This window comes from Pseudomonas shirazica (genome assembly GCF_015168335.1).
GTDB classification, from domain to species: Bacteria; Pseudomonadota; Gammaproteobacteria; order Pseudomonadales; family Pseudomonadaceae; genus Aquipseudomonas; species Aquipseudomonas asiatica.
On sequence record NZ_CP063456.1, the window covers coordinates 2,870,355 to 2,890,690 of the forward strand.

The following is a 20,336-nucleotide window of genomic DNA, read 5'->3' on the forward strand; positions in this document are numbered from 1 at the left end:
AGGTGCTTTGGGCCTGCGCGCGCGGCGTGATGATTCCGGCCCAGGACCGGGTTACGCCCAGAGGCAAGACTTCTGGCGTAACCCACAGGAGCAGGCGAGGATCAGTACGGCAGACTACGGCGGGCCCCTGTCAAAGGTCCAGGGCACCACTGAGCAAGGCGTTCAGCATGGGTGCGACGTCAGCGCGCTGCTCGTCCAGCAGACACAGCGGGAGGCCTTGCCAGGCTGGTTGTAAATCGGCCAATCCCTCGCCAATCAAGGCCAGCGGACAAACGATTGCCATTTGCAGCGAACGCAGGCGCCTGGCCAAGGCAGGGTCCACCGGCACCTGGACCTTGATCACCACTGCTGCGGGCTGCATTGCTGCACACAGCATGGGTATTTCTTCCAGCGGCTGCCCGCAACCGAGCACTTCGATGCGTTGCTGCTCGCTGCTCAACAGCAGCCCGGTGCACAACACCTGCAGTTCGGCTTGCCCCTCGGTGCCTGCCAGCAGCACGCGCGGTGCATCGGCCTGGTTCATCTGCAGGCGCATCAGCAGGCGGGCGCGCAGGAACATGTCCAGAAACAGCCATTGGCTACGCTGGCCCGGCGCAATGCCTGAGGCCAGGCCATGCCAGACTGGCATCAGCACCTCACGCAGCACGGTGGACTTGGGCAGGACGGTGAACAACTGCCCATGGATGCTTTCCAGCGCTTGTGTATCGAATGCCTTGGTTGCACGCTCCACGGCAGCGCGCCAGTCGTCGAACGCCGAGTGCTGCTGCACCGGCGCATCCGGCTGGCCTGCGAGCATGCCGCCTACCTTGCTGATGGGCACCCCATTGCCGGTCCAGCGCAAGATGTCGCGTATGCGCTGGACATCGCGGGCGGTATAAAGGCGATGGCCGCCCTCGGTGCGCTGCGGGCTTATCAACCCATGGCGCCGCTCCCATGCCCGCAAGGTCACCGGATTGATGCCGGTCAGGCTGACCACATCGCGCATGGGTAGCAAATCGGCTGGGATGGCGTCAGTCATGATGAGGGTTTATCTGGGGGGTGGCACATTCTAAACCCATATGCACCTTCTGCGGCGAGCCTCCTTGGGTCATCATGCAACAAACGGCGCCGAGGCCTTCTGCACGCAGGCCAGGCCGCGCACTTTGCATCCTAAATGCCTGTAGGTGGGCCCCATGATCAACGCGAAACTCATGCAACTGATGGTCGAGCATTCCAACGATGGCATCGTCGTCGCGGAGCAGGAGGGCGACGACAGCATCCTTATCTACGTCAACCCCGCCTTCGAGCGCCTGACCGGCTATCGCGCCGAGGACATCCTGTATCAGGACTGCCGTTTTCTGCAGGGCGACGATCATGACCAGGCCGGCCTTGCCAACATCCGCGAGGCGATCCGTGGAGGCCTGCCGTGCTGCCAGGTGCTGCGCAATTACCGCAAGGACGGGAGCCTGTTCTGGAACGAGTTGTCCGTCACGCCGGTGTACAACGAGGCGGACCAGTTGACGTACTACATCGGCATCCAGCGCGATGTCACAGCGCAGATTTTCGCTGAGGAGAAGCTACGCGAGCTGGAGGCCGAGGTGGCTGAATTGCGCCGACAACTGGGCCAGGCTGAGCGCTGAACAAAACCTATACAAGATCGTTGACTTGTATAGATTTACGCTTAGACTTCAGATATACCTGTACAACAAGCCATTTCTGTACAGGATTTCCTGGAGTCCAGCATGTCAGCGTATCTGCAGCAATTCGCCGAGCACTTCAGCAGACTCGACGGGGGCAACCTCGGCACCCTTGAAAAGCTGTACAGCGACGATGTCACTTTTCGCGATCCGTTGCATCAGATCCAGGGGCTGCGCGCTCTGCGAACCTATTTCGCGCAGTTGTACGCCAACGCTCACGACATTCGCTATGCCTTTTCCAGCATCGACGAAGTGATGCCCGGGCAAGGTTACCTGCGCTGGACCCTGCAGTTTCGCCACCCACGCCTGGCCCGCGGTCAGCAGATCAGCTTGCAAGGATGCAGTTACCTGCAATGGCATGACCGGGTCCATTTTCACCAGGACTATTTCGACGCAGCAGCCCTGCTCTACGAACATGTTCCGGTCATGGGCGGTGCGATTCGATGGCTCAAAGGCCGGATGGCATGAGCCGCTGCTGGCTGACAGGCGCAAGCAGCGGTATCGGTGCCGCACTTGCACAATGCCTGCTGGAGCAAGGCCACCAGGTTGCCTTGGGCGCACGACATGCAGATCGTCTCGCCCCGTTGGCTGAACGTTTTCCCGGGCAGGTGCTGCTGGCCATTGGCGACCTGGACGACCCCGTACAGGTCGCCGGGATCGCAACCCGTATCGAGCAGGCCTGGGGAGCGCTGGACAGGGTGATCCTCAATGCAGGCACCTGCGAGTACCTGGAGCCGGACCATTTCGACCCTGCCTTGGTCGAGCGCGTGGTCCGTACCAATTTCCTTGCTGTCAGCTACTGCCTGGCAGCGGCCCTGCCCTTGCTTCGCGCCGGTCAACGCCCTCATCTGGTGGTCATGGGCAGTTCGGTGACCTGGCTGGCCTTGCCCCGTGCCGGCGCCTATGGCGCGTCCAAGGCAGCCGTGCGTTATCTGGTGGAATCGCAGCGCATCGACCTGGCCCGCGAAGGCATCGCCGTCACCCTCGTCAACCCGGGCTTTGTCGACACGCCATTGACCCGTCGCAACGATTTCCCCATGCCGCAGCTGTGGTCGGCGCAGCGCGCAGCCAGCCATATTGCCAAACGCCTTCCCGAGCGCCCGCTGGAAATCAACTTCCCCCGGCTTTTCATCCTGGTATTGCGCCTGCTTGGCGCACTGCCCGCGCGCCTGCGCCTGGGGCTTGGGCAACGCCTTGCCCGTCATGAACAGGAATGATGATCCATGCGTATAGCAATCATCGGCAGCGGCATTGCAGGGTTAACCTGCGCTCATCTGCTGTCACGCAAGCATGAGGTGACGGTTTTCGAAGCCGAGAAATGGATCGGGGGCCACACGCATACCCTCGATGTGATCTGGCAGGGTGAACGCCATGCAATAGATACCGGCTTCATCGTCTTCAATGACTGGACCTACCCGCACTTCATCCGCTTGCTCGACCACCTGAAGGTCGCCTCACGGCCGACCGAAATGAGCTTCTCCGTGCATGATCCGGTCACTGGCCTGGAATACAACGGGCACGACCTGAATACCCTGTTCGCCCAACGCCGCAACCTGGTGTCCCCGGGGTTCTGGGGGATGCTAGGGGATATTTTGCGTTTCAATCGTCAGGCGCTCGCCGACCTGGATAACCAGCGTATCGATGCCAACGCGACCCTGGGCGCCTACCTCCGGGCTCAGCGCTATGGACAGCGCTTCATCGACCATTACATCGTACCGATGGGGTCGGCGATCTGGTCGATGTCCCGCGCGGACATGCTCGCCTTCCCACTTGCGTTCTTTGTGCGGTTTTGTCGCAACCACGGCTTGTTGTCGGTCAACCAACGTCCACAGTGGCGCGTGATCGAAGGGGGTTCGCGCAGCTACGTCAGTCCGCTGTGCCGGCCGTTTGCCGGGCGCATCCGCCTCGACTGCAAGGTTTTCCGGGTCAGCCGCGACGAAGGTGGCGTCACCCTGACGAGCGCTGCCGGTACCGAGCGTTTCGACAATGTGGTGTTCGCCTGCCACAGCGACCAGGCCCTGGCTTTGCTCGAAGCGCCGAGCGTGCAGGAACGGGAAGTGCTCGGCGCCATCGGTTATGCCAGCAACGATGTGGTGCTGCACACCGATACCCGTCTGCTACCCCGCCGCAAGCGCGCCTGGGCCAGCTGGAACTACCGTCTCGGCGGGCCGCAGCAGGCGCCTGCCGCGCTGACCTACAACATGAACATTCTGCAAGGTATCCAGGCAGCGACGACCTTCTGCGTGAGCCTCAACCAGACCGCGCTGGTGGATCCGGCGCAGATCATTGCCCGCTTCCAGTACGACCATCCGCAATACAGCCTTGCGGCGTGCGCCGCGCAGGCGCGCCAGGCGCAGCTGCAGGGCCAGCGCCACAGTTACTTCTGCGGCGCCTACTGGGGCAACGGCTTTCACGAAGATGGCGTGGTCAGTGCGTTGAAGGTGGCCGCGCATTTCGGAGAGCACCTGTGAACAGCAGCCTTTGCGTGGGCTGGGTCAGCCACCGGCGCCTGGCGCCGCGCCCCCACGCCTTCCGCTACAGGATCGGCATGTTCTACCTGGACCTGGACGAGCAAGCCTTGCTGACAGGCCTGTCACGCTGGCTGTGGCGCTGGCGCCTGGCGCCGCTGAGCTGGAACCAGGCAGATTACCTGCCAGCCCAGACCCGCCGGGGCGAGACCCTGGCCCAGGCTGCACGCTTGCTGGTGCGCAGCGCGACGGGAGAAATGCCTGAGGGGCCGGTGCACCTGCTCACGCAGTTGCGTTGCTGGGGGCTGTCGTTCAACCCGGTCAGTTTCTATTTCTGCCATGACCGTGACGGACGGCTGACGGCAATCCTGCTGGAGGTGCGAAACACACCATGGCGTGAACGCTTCCATTACGTGCTGCCGGTGCGCGGAAACCTTGCCGGGCCCTTCACCGTCGCCAAGGCCTTCCATGTGTCACCGTTCATGCCACTGCACATGGACTATCGCTTGCGCTTCGCCCTGGACGCTGAACATGTGCGCATCCACATGGAGAACTGGCAAGCCGATAGCAAGGTGTTCGAGGCCGACCTGGCCTTGCAACGCCAGGCGCTGGATAGAGCCGCTGTGCACCGATACGTACTGGCCTTCCCATGGATGAGCCTGCGCACCGTCTCGGCCATTTACTGGCAGGCATTGCGCCTGCTGTTCAAACGCACCCCCGTCCATGACCACACGGCCAGCCAGCGTGACCTGGCGCTCGGCCATTCCTGCGAGGACCCTGATGATGTCGAACCCCACCCTGAGCGTTAGCAAGTTCGCAGGCCTCGGGCCATTGTTCGGCGGGCTGGCACGAAATGCCGTGCTCGCCCGGCTGGGCAGGCTGCGCCATGGCCACCTGCGCCTGCTCAGCCACGGGCAGCAGTGGAGTTTCGGTGACGCCCACAGCCCGTTGCAGGCCGAGGTGGAGATCCTTGATGACATCACCTGGGGCCTGATAGCCGGCAATGGCTCGATCGGTGCTGGCGAAGCCTACATTCACGGCTATTGGCGCAGTCCCGACCTGGCGCTGGTGACTCGTCTGTTCGTCGCAAACCTTGAGGTACTTGACGCCCTCGAGGGGGGCCTGGCCCGCTTCGGCCGCCCTGCCCTGCGGTTGCAGCACAAACTCAACCGCAACAACAGGCGCGGTGCCCGCCGCAATATTCTGGCGCACTACGATCTGGGCAATGCCCTGTTCGAGCGGCTGCTCGACCCCACCATGATGTATTCGGCAGCTCAGTTCGAACACCCGGGGCAGACACTGGAGCAAGCACAGCTGCACAAGCTGGAGCGCATCTGCCAGAAGCTGGAGCTGAGCCCTGCCGACCACCTGCTGGAGATCGGCTGCGGGTGGGGCAGCCTGGCGATCCACGCCGCCACCCGATATGGCTGCAAGGTCACCACCACCACGCTTTCCGAGGCGCAGTACAGCCATACCCTGCAACGCGTTCAGGCCCTGGGGCTGGAGCAGCGCGTGAAAGTGCTTCGCGAAGACTACCGCGATCTTCAAGGCACCTTCGACAAACTGGTCTCGATCGAGATGATCGAGGCTGTCGGCCACCGTTACCTGCCGGTGTATTTCCGCCAGTGCGCCTCGCTACTCAAGCCCGACGGCCTGATGCTGTTGCAAGCGATCACCATACGCGACCAGCGCTATGAGCAGGCGCGGCGGTCGGTCGACTTCATCCAGCGCTACATCTTCCCCGGTGGCGCCCTGCCTTCGTTGAGCGTGATGCTGGAAACTGCCAGCCGGCACACCGCACTCAACCTCTTGCACATGGAAGATTTCGGCCAGGACTATGCCCACACATTGCGGCATTGGCGAGAAAACCTGCGCCAGGCACGCGCAGCGCTGACGGACCTGGGCTACGACGACATGTTCCAGCGCCTGTGGGAGTTCTACCTGTGTTACTGCCAAGGCGGTTTCGAGGAGCGCACCATCGGTGTCGCGCATCTGCTCTGGGCAGCGCCCCAGGCACGGCGCGCGCCCTTGCCTGGCAGTGCCTGATGAGCCGTGGCTGGCTGCTCGCCAATGCCTTGTGGCTACAGGCTGGCTGGTGGCTATGCATACTGGGGGCCGAAAAACCCTTCCTGTCGATGCTGGTGATCGCTGGCCTGGCCGTGCATCTGAGCCTGTGCCCGGCCGTCCACGCAGAGGTCAAGGCGCTGTTGCTGGTAACGCCGGTCGGGTGTGTGCTGGATAGCGTGCTGGGCGCGCTGGGCGTGTTCAGCTTCGACACCTGGCCATTGCCGCTGTGGCTTGCGCTGCTGTGGCTGGTACTGGCCAGCGGCATGCGCCACAGCCTGGCATGGGCCGACAGGCACTGGCAGCTCGGTGCACTGCTAGGTGCAGTTGGCGGCCCGCTGGCCTATATAGGCGGAGCGGGGCTGGCAAATGTCGACTTGCCCATGGGCGCACCGGTAACCGGCCTGTTACTGATGCCGATATGGGCCGTTACCCTCCCCCTGCTCGTGCGCCTTGCGGTGCGGTGCTGACCTGCGGCATCGTTCGGAGCAGTAGCGCACCTGCTCCCAGCAACGTGACCAGCGCTTGCGCCAGTTGAACGGCCGCCCACACACCACGCAGACCTTGCTGGGCAAAAGACCCTTTTTCATATCGGCTGCACCGCATCGAGTCGCGCCCAAAGTGACTGGCCACGCTGCCAGATGGCATCGCGACGGTCAGCCGACATGCCATCGAGGTTTCGATAGACCAGCGCCAGACGCGGGTTGGCCGAAAGCAGGTGGCGATGACGGATGAGAAAATGCCAGTACAGGGCATTGAACGGGCAGGCGTCCTCCTCGGCCACCTGGTCAACCCTGTAACTGCACGCCTTGCAATGATCGGACATGCGCTGGATGTAGCGACCGCTGGCGCAGTAAGGCTTGGAGCCCAGGTAGCCGCCGTCGGCGTACATCACCATACCAAGCGTGTTGGGCAGTTCGACCCAGTCGAAGGCGTCCATGTAGACAGCCAGGTACCACTCACAGATTGCGGTGGGCGCGATACCGGCCAACAAGGCGAAGTTGCCGGTGACCATCAGGCGCTGGATATGGTGAGCGTAACCCAAGCGAAGGGTCTGCCCGATGGCCTGCTCCATGCAGCGCATGCGGGTGCGACCGGTCCAGTAGAATTCCGGCAACGCTCGCTCGTTACCCAGGTAATTGAGCGCGGCATACTCCGGCATGCGCAGCCAATAGATGCCGCGTACATACTCACGCCAGCCGATCAGCTGGCGGATGAAGCCCTCTGCTGCATTGAGCGGTACTCGCCCCTCGCGCCAGGCCTTGTCGACCCCGTCGCATAGAAAACGCACATCAAGAAGCCCGATGTTGAGTGCTGCACTGATGCGCGCATGGAACAGGTACGGCTCGCCCTCGGCCATCGCATCCTGGTAGTCACCGAAAGCCGCCAGGCCGAAATCCAGAAAGTGTTGCCAGAGCTGCTGTGCCTCGGCATGGGTCACCGGGTAGTCGAAACCGTCGATGGCTCCGTAGTGGTCGCTGAAGCGTTGCCGTACCAGGGCTATTACTGCAGCTGTGATGTCGTCCTGTGCGAAATGTGCGGCGAAAGGGCCACGTAGCTGGCGAGGCAAGGCCTTGCGGTTGTCGCCATCGAGATTCCAGGTTCCACCTGCCGGGCTGCCGTCAGGCTCCAGCAGCAGGCCGGTGCGCTTGCGCATGCCACGGTAGAAGTGCTCCATGCGCAGTTGGCCGCGCTCCCGGGCCCAGCGCGCGAAAGCTTCGCGGGAGCATAGAAACCGCGTGTCGCGATGCCACACAAGCGGCAGTGCGGCATCGCGCAACGCCTGCTCCAGGCGCCACTCTCCGCACTCGGTCAGGTGAATATGCGTGGCTCCCAGGGCCTGCTGCCAGCGCCGCAACTCGCCAACGATGGTTCCGCTGTTGCCGTCATCATCGAGTTGCACATAATGCACCTGCCAACCGCGCTCGCGCAGTGCCAGTGCGAAGTGCCGCATGGCGCTGAAGATCAGGACGATCTTCAGCGGATGATGCGGCACGTACCTGGCCTCCCCTTCCACTTCCGCCATCAGCACAGCATCGCGGGCAGGATCGAGGGCGTTGAGGCTTGCCAGGTCGAAGGACAGCTGGTCACCCAGTACCAGACCCAGGCGCATCTTCAGGCTACCCCAGGCTGGTCAGCGTTACCGCTACGCAGATTCATGGCATGCCCCCCAGCAGACGCTGACGCAGTTGTTGATCCCTGGCCCGCGGATCGAGCCAGATGGCGAAGAACGCCCGTGCAAAAACGGGGTCGGCGACCGCCCGGCTGAGTTTGCCATCGACGTAGAAGCGGCAGCCCTGCCCCGGCATGTACAAGCCGGTGATGCGCATGCCTGGCCGTACATCCACAAACGCCTGCTGCATGGCCTGGGACCACGCCGCGCGCCGCTGCGGCGTCAGGTTTTCAGGTGCCAGGCGGTACATTTCCTCGAGGCTGGCCTGTACCAGCGTGTCCCTGGACAGGCTTCGGTGATAGGCCAGCTCAAGGGCAAAAGGCCGGCTCCAGTCCTGGACCGGACCTGCTGCCCATAGCTGTGCGGTGTAAAGGCGCAAGCCAAACCAGCTGAACTCACCGACGCCCAGCCGTTGCGCTGCCGGCAGCTCCGCTCGCCAGTCCGCCGCCTCCGACAGGGCAGTCAATAGCAGGCAAAGCCAGGCCCAACGAGTCGTGTGCCCCATACTGACCTCGAGCACGTGAAATACCTGTACAATATTAGAAACTATGTACAGTTTTTTATGAGGTTGTACAACTTTTACTTGCGGGTCTCAGGGCCTTGTTTCGGCAGAGCCAGTGACAGTGGCATACCTGCGTCGGGGCCGGCAAAGGAGGCAGTTCAGTGAGCCTTATCAATGACCTTCATACCCCCCGCCAACGTGCTGGTCTGCGGAGCCAGCCAGGGGATCGGCCTTGCACTGTGCACACAGCTGCTGGCGCGCGACGACATCGGACGGGTGTTTGCCGTCTCGCGACATGCCACCAGCAACCCTGCGCTGGATGCTTTGTTCGCCGAGCACCCACGACAGTTGGTTCGCATCGACTGCGACGCTTGTTCCGAAGTGGCACTGCAAACACTGGCGGCGCGGGTGGGAGCCTGCTGCAACCACTTGAACCTGGTATTTTGCACGCTTGGCGTGCTGCAAGCGCCACCCGCACGGGCCGAAAAAGCGCTGACACAGGTGGATATGGCGGGGCTGCTGGCCAGCTTCACGACCAACTGTTTCGCCCCTGTCCTGCTGCTCAGGCACTTGCTGCCCTTGTTGCGACAGCAACCGATGACCTATGTGGCGCTGTCGGCGCGGGTCGGGTCGATCAGCGACAATCATCTTGGCGGTTGGTACAGCTATCGCGCCAGCAAGGCGGCGCTCAACCAGCTTCTGCGTACCGCGAGCATCGAGCTCAAGCGACTGAACCCCGCTTCCACGGTACTGTTGCTGCATCCCGGGACCACCGACACCCGCCTTTCCCAACCCTTTCAGGGCAATGTGGCGCCAGGAAAACTGTTCTCGCCGGCGTTTGCAGCCACATGCATTCTAGCGCTGGTGAGCCGACACGGCCCGGAACAGAGCGGTACATTCTGGGCGTGGGACGGGACACCGATTGCCTGGTGACTCCAGAGCCAGCCTGGATTCCCCTCTCAGCTGAATACCCAGAGCACGCGGGTGAGCTTGTCTGTCAGGTTGGCGTAACGAAAGCTCGCGTGGGGTTGCAGCTGAAAACTGTCATTGGCGCGCAGCGTTACCGGCTCGCCGCCATCCAGCCAGACGGTCAGTTCGCCTTCGAGCACGAAGCAGCCCTGCTCCGAGCTGTCGTCCAGGTACTCCTCGCCACTGCTGGCCCCCGGCTCCAGGTGGCTGTCGAGCATGGAGAACGCGCCCGTTATCGTGGGGGATGCCAGCACATCGGTGATGCCACCGGCCAGGTGAAGGGTACGACGCTCGTGAGGGCGGGTGACCCACTCGAGCTCGCGGGGCTGGTCCAGCTTGTAGAAATAGGCCGTGGAGACGCCGAGCTCTTCGCTGATAGCCGTGAGGTCGGCCACGGTTGGGCGGGATACGCCCCGTTCGACCTGGGACAGAAAGCCCACCGAACGGCCGATGCGCTGGGCCAGTTCGCCCAGTGTCAGGCCCTTGAACTTGCGCAGGTCGCGAATCAGTACGGCCAGGCCTTCGATCTCTTCGTGAACTTTCATGGTTGAATCGCGACTTTCGGATGGGAAAAATTGATGCCCTGAAAAGTACATGATTCATTTCACAAAGCAAGATTCTTCAAGGAATTGCGGGAACCGGCAGTTTAATTCGGGGCCGCCTTGCGGCCCATCGCCGGCAAGCCAGCTCCCACAGGTACTGCGCAGCACTTGAAGTCGATGCGGTCGAGGTGGGAGCTGGCTTGCCGGCGATGGGCTGCACAGCAGCCCCCCTTACCGAACAGCCTCGTACGTCAAGTCCAGGCACTTGCGGGCCTTCTCCACCAGTTCGTCGATCTCCTCGATGCTGATAACCAGCGGCGGCGCGATGATCATGGTGTCACCCACGGCACGCATGATCAGGCCGTTGTCGAAGCAGTGCTGGCGACAGATCATGCCGACACCTTTGCCTTCATAGCGCGCGCGGGTGGCCTTGTCCTTCACCAGCTCGATCGCACCGAGCATGCCCAGGCCGCGTACCTCGCCTACCAGCGAGTGGTCAGCCAGCTCGCGCAGGCGTTGTTGCAGGTAAGGCGCGGTCTTGTCGTGCACCTGCTCGATGATCTTTTCGTCACGCAGGATCCGCAGGTTCTCAAGGCCGACCGCAGCCGCCACCGGGTGGCCGGAATAGGTGAAGCCGTGATTGAAGTCGCCGCCTTCGCTGATGACTTTGGCCACTTCATCTCGCACGATCACGCCGCCCATGGGGATATAGCCGGAGGTAAGGCCCTTGGCGATGGTCATCAGGTCGGGCTTGAGGTCGTAGTAGTCGCTACCGAACCACTCGCCTGTACGGCCGAAGCCGCAGATCACTTCGTCAGCGACGAAGAGGATGTCGTACCTGGCCAGGATCTCCTTCACCTTCGGCCAGTAGGTCTGCGGTGGAATGATCACCCCGCCAGCGCCCTGGATCGGTTCGGCGATGAAGGCGGCAACGTTGTCCACGCCAACTTCGAGGATCTTTTTCTCCAGCTGTTCGGCCGCCCACACGCCGAAGTCGGCCTCGGTCATGTCGCCGCCTTCGCCATACCAGTATGGCTGCGGGATATGCACGATATCCGGGATCAGCCCGCCCTGCTGGTGCATGCCGCTCATGCCGCCCAGGCCCGCGCCGGCCACGGTGGAGCCGTGGTAACCGTTGATGCGGCCGATGATGACCTTCTTGTTCTTCTGGCCCTTGAGCGCCCAGTAATGGCGGACCATGCGCAGCACGGTGTCGTTGCCTTCGGAGCCAGAGCCGGTGAAGAACACGTGAGTCATGCCTTGCGGGGCCACATCGGCGATCGCCTTGGCCAGTTCCAGTGCGGGCGGGTGCGCGGTCTGGAAGAACAGGTTGTAGTACGGCAGCTGCTTCATCTGCTGGCTGGCGACGTCGGCCAGCTCATCGCGCCCATAGCCCACCGCCACGCACCACAGGCCCGCCATGCCATCGAGAATCTTGTGGCCCTCGCTGTCCCAGAGGTACACACCTTTGGCCGAGGTGATGATGCGCGGGCCTTTCTCGGCCAGCTGCCGAACATCGCTGAACGGGGCCAGGTGGTGGTCGCGGCTCATGGCTTGCCAGGCAAGGGTCTGCGAATTCTGCTCACTCATTGACTTCACTCCATCAAGTTGCGCAGCCGTGCTGCGCAGGTACTTTTTTGTAATTGGGAAAGATCGCTGTCAGGCGGTCTTCAACAGCATCTGGCGCAGTACCGAGCGATGCCGGCAGGCCTTGCCAAAGGACTGGAAGATGGTCAGGTAATGCGGGTTGTCCATGACCTGGTACTCGGGGTGCCATTGCACGGCCAGGGCAAAGCCTTTGCTGTTCTCGACCGAAACAGCTTCCACCAGGCCATCGGGCGCCAGCGCCTCCACCCTCAGCCCGGGGGCCAGTACATCGATGCCCTGGCCGTGGATGGAATTGACATCGATGACCGCCGGCAAACCCATGCGGTCGAGCATGCCGCCGGGCTCTATATGCAGGGCGTGACGCGGGCCGTATTGCTTTTCGATGGGCTCACCCTTGCTTTCGCGGTGGTCCATGAACATGCCGGTCTCATGCACTTTCTGGTGCAAGGTGCCACCGAGCGCCACGTTCATTTCCTGGAAACCACGGCAGATGCCCAGCACCGGCACTCCGGCGGCGATGGCCGCACGCATCAGTGGCAGTGTGGTGGCATCACGCAGCGGATCGTGATGGGTGCCCGCTGCACTGGCCGGTCCGTTGTAGTGGAACGGTTCGATGTTGGACGGCGAACCGGTGAAGATCAGCCCGTCCACCACGTCGAGAATATCGGCGCTGTCCATCAGGTCTGCGAGGCTGGGTATCACGATGGGCAGCCCACACGCTGCCTTGGCCGCCGCGCGCGCGTACTTCTCGCTGATGGTCTGGGTTGCATGCAGCTCGATCATGCTGGTGCATGCGGTAATGCCGATAACGGGCACACGTGGCATATCTTCCTCCGGCAAATCCATATTGCGCGTTGTATTGAAACGGTAGAAAGGCAGGGTGCAGCGGCGCTGCCCCGACCCCGGCACCTACAGGAACCAGCGGTATTCGCGGGCATCGATGTGGCGCATGAAGTCCAGTTGCTCCTGGTATTTGTTTTCGCAGTAGACCATCACGAATTCACTGCCCAGGCCCGCGTTGACCTCCGGGTGGTGACGCATGGCGGCCAGGGCACTGAAGGCATCCTTGGGGAACTCGATGCCGCTCTGGCGGTTGTCGTTCAGCGGGGCGATGGGCTCGACGCCACGTTCCAGGCCATGCTCCATCCCGGTCAGGATGGCCGCCAGCACCAGGTACGGGTTGGCATCGGCCCCAGCGAGGCGGTGTTCGATGCGCAGGTTGCGGGGGTCGGACTCGGGGATGCGAATACACGCATCGCGATCTTCGAAACCCCAGCTGGCCTTGCTCGCCGCGTTGACCATGGCACCGTAACGGCGGTAGGCATTGTGGTTCGGGGCGAAGATCGGCATGCAGTGCGGCAGCAACTCCAGGCACCCTGCCACCGCATGGCGCAGCTTGCGCTGGTCATCGCCGGCGAGGATGTTGTTGCCGGCGTTGTCGTACAGGCTGACGTGCACATGCATGCCGCTGCCCGGCGCATCCAGGTACGGCTTGCTCATGAAGCTGGCTCGGTAGCCGTGCTTCATCGCGATCCCGCGGGTACTGCGGCAGAACAGCGCCGACCAGTCCGCCGCGCTCATGGCATCGTCGCTGTGCGAGAAGTTGATCTCGAACTGGCCTGGGCCCAGCTCCGCGGTGATGACGTTCGCCGGCACGCCTTGCTCGTTGGCACCATCGACCATTTCGTGCAGCACCGGTGCAAAGCGCGACAGCCGCTCGATGTGCATGTTCGGCTGGTCGTCGTGGTCGTCGGTCGCCTTGTCGCGTGGGTACTGTGGCAGGCCGTTATCGAGCTTGCGGTCGAACAGGTAGAACTCCAGCTCGAAGGCCACCACCGGGCGAATGCCGCGCCTGGCCAGGCGCTGGATCACCCGGGCCAGCACTTCACGGGGCTCGAACTCGATGGGGTTGGCGGTGCCGTCAGAGGTGATGAGCATCTGCGCGATCGGTTCCTTTTCCCAGCGCACCGGCCTGAGGGTACCCGGCACCAGGCGGCGGGCGGCATCCGGGTCGCCATCGGCGAAGCAGTAGTCACCGATTGGATAGAGGCCACCCTGGGTGCCCAGCAGCACGCAGTTCTGCGGCAACTTCAGCGGCGCGCCGGCTGCGACTTTTTCCAGCATGTCCATGGGGTAGCGCTTGCCGTAGAAGTGCCCGGGAATATCCAGCGCAATCAGGTCGACATAACGTATTTCTGGGTGTTTCGCTCGGAACGAGCGCACTTCAGTCAGCAGATCCGGAAAGACGACACTCATCTTCTTGTCCTTGTGAGGTGAACGAATTCAGTTGAAGACCCAGAGCACGCGGGTGGCTTTTTCCGTCAGGTTGGCGTAACGGAACTGCGCGTGGGGGTGCAGCTGGAAGCAGTCGTTGGCCTGCAGGGTCACGGCGTCGCCGTGGTCCAGCCAGACCGTGAGTTCGCCTTCGAGCACGAAACAGCCTTGCTCGGAACGGTCGGTCAGGTACAGCTCGCCACTGCTGGCGCCTGGCTCGAGATGGCTGTCGAGCATGGAGAACGCGCCGCCGATGGTGGGCGAAGCCAGCACATCGGTGATGCCCGACTCGAGGTACAGCGTGCGCCGCTCGTGGGGGCGCGTGACCCAGCTGACGCTGCGGGGCTTGCTCAGGTTGTAGAAGTACGCGGTGGATACGCCGAGCGCTTCACTGATGGCGGTGAGATCGGCCACGGTAGGGCGCGAAACACCGCGCTCGACCTGGGACAGGAAGCCCACCGAGCGGTTGATGCGCTCGGCCAGTTCGCCCAGGGTCAGGTTCTTGAATTTGCGCAGGTCGTGAATAAGGATCGCGAGGGCTTCAACCTCTTCGTGCATCTTCATCGTTTGAGACTGCCGTGAAATTTTTAGAGTTATTTTTCATGAAAAATTACATGAAAAATTTCACGAGTCAAGCCGAAGCTGAAAATGGGAAACCGCGAAGGGAGGTGTGGGGGGGCAACAAGTAGCGAAGAGGCGTAACGAGAAAAGTACCTTGAAGCCCTCAGGAAGCGAGGGCCTGCGAACGCTGCCGTACCGGCATTTCATAGCGGTGCGGTTGCTGCCAGGCCAGCTGTGCCTGCACATCGACCGCCGCATCCATCACTTTCTGCGCCCAGTTCTCATCCTTGGGGCACACCACCACCACGCGAAAACCGTGGTCGACGCCTTCCAGCCGCACGCCCTCGGAATCATCGACATGCAGGTCGATATCGAAAGCCGACGGCAACTTGGAAGGCGCATTCTCAAGCCCGTTCACGGCCAGGATATGCTGGTGCCGGTCACTGTTGACCACGCCATCGACCCGGATACCGTAGAGCATCAGCCAACGGCGTATGTAGGACGGTGTGCGCCCCGACGAGGTGTAGATCCAGATGCTGCAGCCCTGGCGGCGCAAATCGCGCATCAGCGAGCGCGTGCCACTGCGCAGGGGTTCACCCAACCAGCGGTGGATGAACGCCGGCAGCTTGCTGTCCTCGGCGGCGGCATGGTCGGCCTGGCAGGCGAGCGTGTCGTCGATATCGAACGAAATGCGTATCTGCGGGCGGTTGAACGTGCGCTCGATGGCTTGCCGCCCGCGTTGGAACAGAGAAGAGCTTTGCATCAGCGGCACCTCTCGCGCGCAGGCATGGATGTGACGCCCAGGAAGAACTTGCCGGGCTCAGGCGCGTGCGCTTCAAGGAAAGCTGCATACTTTTTCTTGATCTTGGGTAGTTCGTACAAAGCCTTGACACCATGCTTGGCAGAGTTGCGTATGACCGAGGATGGGTTGAAGTAACCCTCGGCATTGTCCAGCGACAACACGAATGGCGGTAACCCCGCGCGCATCAGCAGGTAGCTGACAATGAGCGACCCTGTGCGGTTGTTGCCTTCGATGAACAGCTGCGGCTTGCTCAGAATTCGAACGTAGACACCCGCCGCGCGCTTCCAGATCGAGTCGCTGCCGTACGAGCAATACCAGTTGTAGAGGTCCTTGATGCCGCCCTCCACGTTGTTGAAAAAGTGCGCCTCGGTCGCCGCCAGGTGCGGGGCAAACTCCAGCCTGCGTGCCGGGTCGCTGCCGCACAGCACGGTGGCATTGATCTCCAGCATCAGGTTCAGTTGCTGAAGGTCGAAAAGGTCGACACCCCGGGCGACATAGTCGTCAATCAGGGCATAGCCTTCAACCACATTCAGCAGCACCTCGTCGGTAAACGGATCGCGCGGTTCGGTGAAATGCTGGCTGAGTTCGGCAAAGCGGGCCTGCACCTCACGCAGTGCGCGCTCTACCGCTGGCAGATCAAGACGACGCGTCGCTGGCATTGGAAATCCCTGGTAACACTTGACGGAAGGTAATGCGGCCGGGTGTTGCAGCCTTCCTGACTGCAACACCCGGCCACCTTGGCACGTGCGGCCTCAGCTGAACTTGCCGCTGATGTAGTCAGCAGTCAGCTGCTCACGCGGGTTCTGGAAAATCTGCGTGGTCGGGCCCATTTCGACCAGGTAACCGGTACGGGTGCCCTTGGAGATATCGACCGAGAAGAACGCGGTGGTGTCGGCCACACGAATCGCCTGCTGCATGTTGTGGGTCACCAGGGCGATGGTGTAGTCCTTCTTCAACTCGACCATCAGCTCCTCCACCCGGCGGGTGGCAATCGGGTCGAGTGCCGAGCAGGGTTCGTCCAGCAGCAGCACTTCCGGCTCGGTGGCGATGGCGCGGGCGATGCACAGACGCTGCTGCTGGCCGCCTGACAGGGCCAGGCCGCTGACCTTGAGCTTGTCCTTCACCTCGTCCCACAGCGCGGCGCCCTGCAGCGCGTGCTTGACGCGGTCACCGATATCGCCCTTGTAGCGGTTCAGGCGCAGGCCGAAGGCGACGTTGTCGAAGATGCTCATCGAGAACGGGTTGGGCTGCTGGAACACCATGCCGATGTAGCGGCGCACCACCACAGGGTCGACGCCCTTGCCGTAGACGTCCTGGCCCAGGAAGTGCACATGGCCTTCGAAACGGAAGCCCTTCACCAGGTCGTTCATGCGGTTGAGGCTACGCAGCACGGTACTCTTGCCGCAGCCGGACGGCCCGATGAAACCGGTGATCTCGTTCTTGCGGATCGGCACATGGCTGTCGCGAACGGCCATGAAATTGCCGTAGAAGATCTTGTCCAGCTTGCAGTCCATGACAATGGGGGCTTCGCTGACCACGGGAGCGGCTTTTGGCGCAGTGGATACGTTCAAGGTCGGATGCTCCCTTTCTCAATACTTGGGCTTGCCGAATACTCGGCTCAGAATGTTGATTACCAGCACGATCATCACCAGTACCAGCGAGGCCGCCCAGGCGAGCTCGAGCTGGTTGTCGAATGGCATGCCGGAGAAGTTGTAGATCAGTACGGCCAGCGAGGCCGTCGGGTTCATGACCGCCAGGTCACCGTCATGCAGGATCCAGTAGTTGCTGAACAGCGCGGTGAACAGCAGCGGCGCGGTCTCGCCGGCGGCACGGGCCACGGCCAGCATGACGCCGGTCAGGATGGCCGGCAGGCCGGTGGGCAGGACGATTTTCCAGATCACCTGGGCACGGGTGCAGCCCATGCCGTAGGCGGCATCCTTCATGATCTTGGGCACCATCTTCATCGACTCTTCAGCGGTCAGCACGACGATGGGCAGCATCAGTACCGCCAGGGCCACACCACCTGCCGGCGCGGAGTAGGTGCCGGTGGTCATCACCACCAGGGCATAGGCGAATACGCCAGCCAGGATCGACGGCAGGCCGGTGAGCATCTTGGCGGCAAAGCGCGCGGTGTTGGCCAGCTTGCTGTCCGGGCCGAGTTCGGCCAGGAACACCGCGGCCAGGATACCGACCGGGACGGCGATGGCAGCAGCAATGCCGACCATGACGAAAGTACCGGCCATGGCGTTGCCAAAGCCCCCGCCCATCTCGAAACCGGTGGGTGGCAGCTCGGTGAACACCTCCAGGTTGAGGCGTGCGCCACCGCGTGTGATCAGCATGTACAGCACGGAGATCAGCGGCACGCTGGCAACCAGTGCCGCGAACCATGCCAGCGTGGTCAACAACAGGCTGCGCAGGGAACGGCCTTCCAGCTTGCGCTGCAGGCTGGGCAACGCGTTTGCAGGGGTGGTGAGGTTGGTCATCATTTGTTACCCCGCTGGGCGTAGAGCATGATCATCGAGCCGAGCACGTTCACCAGCAGGGTGATGAACATCAGCACCAGTGCGGCGTACATCAGTACCTCGACCTCGTTCGGGCCGGCCTCCGGGAAGTTCAGGGCCAGCAAGGCCGCCAGCGTGTTGGCCGGGGCGAACAAGGACAGGGAAATGTTGTTGGCATTGCCCACCAGCATGGCCAGCGCCATGGTTTCACCCAGCGCACGGCCCAGGCCGAGTACCAGCGAACCAAAGATACCGGTGGCTGCCGATGGCACCATTACCTTGAGAATGGCCTCCCAGTGGGTGGCGCCCAGGCCGTAGGCGGCCTGCTTGGTCTTCATCGGCACGCTGGTCAGGGCGTCCTGCGAAACGGCGGCGATGGTCGGCAGAATCATGATCGCCAGCACCAGCGCGGCAGGCAGCAGCCCTGGGCCGCTCAGGGAAGTACCAAAAAAGGGAATCCAGCCCAGCTCGCTGTTCAGCCAGGTGGTCAGCGGGCGAATGGCCGGGATGACCACATAGATCCCCCACAGGCCGTAGACGACGCTGGGGATGGCAGCGAGCAGCTCGACGATGGTGCGGAACACCGCCGCCAGCCGGGCCGGGAGGAAGTCCTGGGTGAGGAAGATGGCCATGCTGACGCCGAAGAAACCGGCGATCAACAGGGCGATAAGGGCGCTGTAGAGCGTGCCCCAGATCGCTGGCAGAATACCGTACTTGCCTTGGTTGACGTCCCAGACACTGCCGAACAGCACGTCAAAACCGTGCTTCTCGATGCCTGGCAGTGCCTTGCGGCCCACTTCGTAGACCAGCGCGAAGACCAGCGCCAGCACCAGCACCACACCGATGCGTGCAAGCGCACGGAAGGTGCGATCAACCAGGAAGTCTTTCGCAGACGGTGGCTGGCACGCGGAGTCGGGGTTAGCCGGGATGGCAAAAGGAGTGTTCATGGGCAAGTTCCGGGACAGAGAGCAAACACACCCGGCATGGCCGCCAGACCACACCGGGAGCGCCTGGACGTGTTACTGAATGTTGGCCGACGCTTTGCGTACCTGATCGACAACCGACGCTGGCAGCGGGATGTAGCCCATCGAGTCGGCGATCTTCTGGCCTTCGGTCAGGCTGTATTCGACCATTTCGCGCATGGCCTTGGCCTTGGCCGGGTTACCGTTGTCCTTGCGGAAGATCATCCAGGTGTAGGAGGTGATCGGGTAGGACTTGGCACCGTCCGGGTCAGGCAGCCAGGCCACCAGGTTCTCCGGCATCTTCACCGCAGCCAGCGCCTCGGCACCGCTCTCGGCGTTCGGCACGACGTATTGGCCGGCCTTGTTCTGCAGCTGGGCGAAGTCGACCTTGGCCAGCTTGGCGAAGCCGTATTCGATGTAGCCGATGGCGCCTGGGGTCTGGCGGACGGTGGCGGTTACGCCATCGTTCTTCGGCGACTTGATGAACTTGTCGCTGGCCGGCCAGTTGACGGTGTTGCCTTCACCCAGCGCTTGCTTGAAGTCAGCGTTGATGGCCGACAGGTGCTTGGTGAATACCGCAGTGGTGCCGCTGGAGTCGGCACGCACGACCACGGTGATCGGGGTGGCGGGCAGTTTCAGCTCAGGGTTGGCCGCGACGATCTGCGGGTCGTTCCACTGGGTGATCTTGCCGAGGAAGATGTTGGAGTACACATCGCGTGGCAGCTTCAGCCCTTTGGGGTTGCCTGGCAGGTTGTAAGCCAGGACGATCTCACCGGCGGTCATTGGCAGCAACTGCACGCCTTCGCCGACCTTGGCGATTTCTTCGGCTTTCATTGCCGAGTCGCTGGCGGCAAAGTCGACGGTCTTGTTCAGAAAGTCCTGAACACCCGCCCCGCTCCCCTTGGACTGGTAGTCAACGGTGACACCGTCGGTTTCCTTGCTGAAGGCCTTGAACCAGGTCAGGTAGATCGGTGCCGGGAAACTTGCGCCGGAACCGGTCAGGCGGATGTTCTCTGCGGCAAAGGATGCCGAAGTGGCGCAAAGAGAAACGGCAACGGCGAGTGCAGCAGATTTCATCAGGCGTATCATCGAAAAGCGCTCCGTGTGATGGCCGGCACACTTTGCAGCAGCAATGTTACAGCTTTGTGACCGATGAATGGCAGGCCGCAGGGTAGAGCCGTCTGGCGGCGCCATCACGGCAACATCAGGGGCCAGAGCCCTGGAGTGGTTCCTG

The 20,336-nt window shown here is 62.4% G+C and carries 23 protein-coding genes; 8 read left to right on the forward strand and 15 right to left on the reverse strand.

The window, feature by feature from the left end:
• Window positions 1-130: 130 nt before the first annotated feature.
• On the reverse strand, window positions 131-1,018 hold the full coding sequence (locus IMX18_RS13090) for a MerR family transcriptional regulator (RefSeq protein WP_217190486.1): 888 nt from the start codon (window positions 1,016-1,018) through the stop codon (window positions 131-133).
• Window positions 1,019-1,172: 154 nt separating this feature from the next.
• On the opposite strand from IMX18_RS13090, the gene IMX18_RS13095 reads away from it, so the two are divergent.
• The 7 genes from IMX18_RS13095 (at window position 1,173) to IMX18_RS13125 (ending at window position 6,678) form a co-directional block, all read left to right on the forward strand.
• Window positions 1,173-1,619, forward strand: a complete 447-nt coding sequence (locus tag IMX18_RS13095) for a PAS domain S-box protein (protein ID WP_003257626.1) — start codon at window positions 1,173-1,175, stop codon at window positions 1,617-1,619.
• Window positions 1,620-1,721: 102 nt separating this feature from the next.
• The gene (locus tag IMX18_RS13100; RefSeq protein ID WP_015270038.1) at window positions 1,722-2,144 is read left to right on the forward strand and encodes a nuclear transport factor 2 family protein; all 423 of its coding nucleotides are present in this window, start codon (window positions 1,722-1,724) and stop codon (window positions 2,142-2,144) included.
• The gene (locus tag IMX18_RS13105; protein WP_013972160.1) at window positions 2,141-2,893 is read left to right on the forward strand and encodes an SDR family NAD(P)-dependent oxidoreductase; all 753 of its coding nucleotides are present in this window, start codon (window positions 2,141-2,143) and stop codon (window positions 2,891-2,893) included. The genes IMX18_RS13100 and IMX18_RS13105 overlap by 4 nt, the downstream gene beginning before the upstream one ends.
• A 6-nt stretch (window positions 2,894-2,899) precedes the next feature.
• A complete protein-coding gene (locus IMX18_RS13110; protein ID WP_217190485.1) occupies window positions 2,900-4,147 on the forward strand; it encodes an NAD(P)/FAD-dependent oxidoreductase in 1,248 nt (415 codons plus the stop codon).
• Entirely contained in the window at window positions 4,144-4,953 is an 810-nt protein-coding gene (locus IMX18_RS13115) for a DUF1365 domain-containing protein (RefSeq protein ID WP_015270036.1), read from the forward strand. The genes IMX18_RS13110 and IMX18_RS13115 overlap by 4 nt, the downstream gene beginning before the upstream one ends.
• Entirely contained in the window at window positions 4,928-6,190 is a 1,263-nt protein-coding gene (locus IMX18_RS13120) for an SAM-dependent methyltransferase (RefSeq protein WP_015270035.1), read from the forward strand. The genes IMX18_RS13115 and IMX18_RS13120 overlap by 26 nt, the downstream gene beginning before the upstream one ends.
• Window positions 6,190-6,678: a DUF2878 domain-containing protein gene (locus tag IMX18_RS13125; protein ID WP_054572890.1), complete on the forward strand. Its 489-nt coding sequence runs from the start codon at window positions 6,190-6,192 to the stop codon at window positions 6,676-6,678. The genes IMX18_RS13120 and IMX18_RS13125 overlap by 1 nt, the downstream gene beginning before the upstream one ends.
• On the opposite strand, the gene IMX18_RS28280 is transcribed toward IMX18_RS13125, so the two are convergent.
• The 3 genes from IMX18_RS28280 to IMX18_RS13140 are packed head-to-tail and all read right to left on the reverse strand — an operon-like array spanning window position 6,616 to window position 8,886.
• Entirely contained in the window at window positions 6,616-6,798 is a 183-nt protein-coding gene (locus IMX18_RS28280) for a DUF2256 domain-containing protein (protein ID WP_015270033.1), read from the reverse strand. The two genes, IMX18_RS13125 and IMX18_RS28280, sit on opposite strands and share 63 nt — an antisense overlap.
• Complete coding sequence (locus IMX18_RS13135) at window positions 6,795-8,321, reverse strand: cryptochrome/photolyase family protein (RefSeq protein WP_217190483.1); 1,527 nt, start codon at window positions 8,319-8,321, stop codon at window positions 6,795-6,797. The genes IMX18_RS28280 and IMX18_RS13135 overlap by 4 nt, the downstream gene beginning before the upstream one ends.
• A 43-nt stretch (window positions 8,322-8,364) precedes the next feature.
• Complete coding sequence (locus tag IMX18_RS13140; protein ID WP_054572907.1) at window positions 8,365-8,886, reverse strand: chalcone isomerase family protein; 522 nt, start codon at window positions 8,884-8,886, stop codon at window positions 8,365-8,367.
• A gap of 171 nt (window positions 8,887-9,057) precedes the next feature.
• Here IMX18_RS13140 and IMX18_RS13145 point away from each other — a divergent pair, with 171 nt between their 5' ends.
• Window positions 9,058-9,816 carry an SDR family NAD(P)-dependent oxidoreductase gene (locus tag IMX18_RS13145; protein WP_217190481.1) on the forward strand — a complete coding sequence of 253 codons (759 nt, stop codon included), beginning with the start codon at window positions 9,058-9,060 and terminating at the stop codon, window positions 9,814-9,816.
• 26 nt (window positions 9,817-9,842) lie between these two features.
• On the opposite strand, the gene IMX18_RS13150 is transcribed toward IMX18_RS13145, so the two are convergent.
• The 11 genes from IMX18_RS13150 to pstS form a co-directional block, all read right to left on the reverse strand.
• The gene (locus IMX18_RS13150) at window positions 9,843-10,397 is read right to left on the reverse strand and encodes a helix-turn-helix domain-containing protein (RefSeq protein WP_054572893.1); all 555 of its coding nucleotides are present in this window, start codon (window positions 10,395-10,397) and stop codon (window positions 9,843-9,845) included.
• 228 nt (window positions 10,398-10,625) lie between these two features.
• Window positions 10,626-11,984: an aspartate aminotransferase family protein gene (locus IMX18_RS13155; RefSeq protein WP_015270029.1), complete on the reverse strand. Its 1,359-nt coding sequence runs from the start codon at window positions 11,982-11,984 to the stop codon at window positions 10,626-10,628.
• 69 nt (window positions 11,985-12,053) lie between these two features.
• Window positions 12,054-12,827 carry a gamma-glutamyl-gamma-aminobutyrate hydrolase family protein gene (locus IMX18_RS13160; RefSeq protein WP_015270028.1) on the reverse strand — a complete coding sequence of 258 codons (774 nt, stop codon included), beginning with the start codon at window positions 12,825-12,827 and terminating at the stop codon, window positions 12,054-12,056.
• Between the two features lie 84 nt (window positions 12,828-12,911).
• On the reverse strand, window positions 12,912-14,258 hold the full coding sequence (locus IMX18_RS13165; RefSeq protein ID WP_039613291.1) for a glutamine synthetase family protein: 1,347 nt from the start codon (window positions 14,256-14,258) through the stop codon (window positions 12,912-12,914).
• 27 nt (window positions 14,259-14,285) lie between these two features.
• Window positions 14,286-14,840: a helix-turn-helix domain-containing protein gene (locus IMX18_RS13170; RefSeq protein ID WP_015270026.1), complete on the reverse strand. Its 555-nt coding sequence runs from the start codon at window positions 14,838-14,840 to the stop codon at window positions 14,286-14,288.
• 160 nt (window positions 14,841-15,000) lie between these two features.
• Window positions 15,001-15,600, reverse strand: a complete 600-nt coding sequence (locus IMX18_RS13175) for a trehalose-phosphatase (protein WP_015270025.1) — start codon at window positions 15,598-15,600, stop codon at window positions 15,001-15,003.
• Window positions 15,600-16,298, reverse strand: coding sequence for a hypothetical protein (locus tag IMX18_RS13180; RefSeq protein WP_015270024.1), 699 nt, complete (start codon window positions 16,296-16,298; stop codon window positions 15,600-15,602). Before IMX18_RS13180 ends, IMX18_RS13175 begins: the two co-directional genes overlap by 1 nt.
• A gap of 93 nt (window positions 16,299-16,391) precedes the next feature.
• Entirely contained in the window at window positions 16,392-17,153 is a 762-nt protein-coding gene (gene pstB / locus IMX18_RS13185; RefSeq protein ID WP_031324478.1) for a phosphate ABC transporter ATP-binding protein PstB, read from the reverse strand.
• A gap of 75 nt (window positions 17,154-17,228) precedes the next feature.
• Window positions 17,229-18,122 carry a phosphate ABC transporter permease PstA gene (gene pstA / locus IMX18_RS13190; protein ID WP_015270023.1) on the reverse strand — a complete coding sequence of 298 codons (894 nt, stop codon included), beginning with the start codon at window positions 18,120-18,122 and terminating at the stop codon, window positions 17,229-17,231.
• Window positions 18,122-19,087: a phosphate ABC transporter permease subunit PstC gene (pstC, locus tag IMX18_RS13195; RefSeq protein ID WP_013972145.1), complete on the reverse strand. Its 966-nt coding sequence runs from the start codon at window positions 19,085-19,087 to the stop codon at window positions 18,122-18,124. Before pstC ends, pstA begins: the two co-directional genes overlap by 1 nt.
• Window positions 19,088-19,159: 72 nt before the next feature.
• Entirely contained in the window at window positions 19,160-20,191 is a 1,032-nt protein-coding gene (gene pstS / locus IMX18_RS13200; RefSeq protein ID WP_003259756.1) for a phosphate ABC transporter substrate-binding protein PstS, read from the reverse strand.
• Window positions 20,192-20,336: the final 145 nt, after the last annotated feature.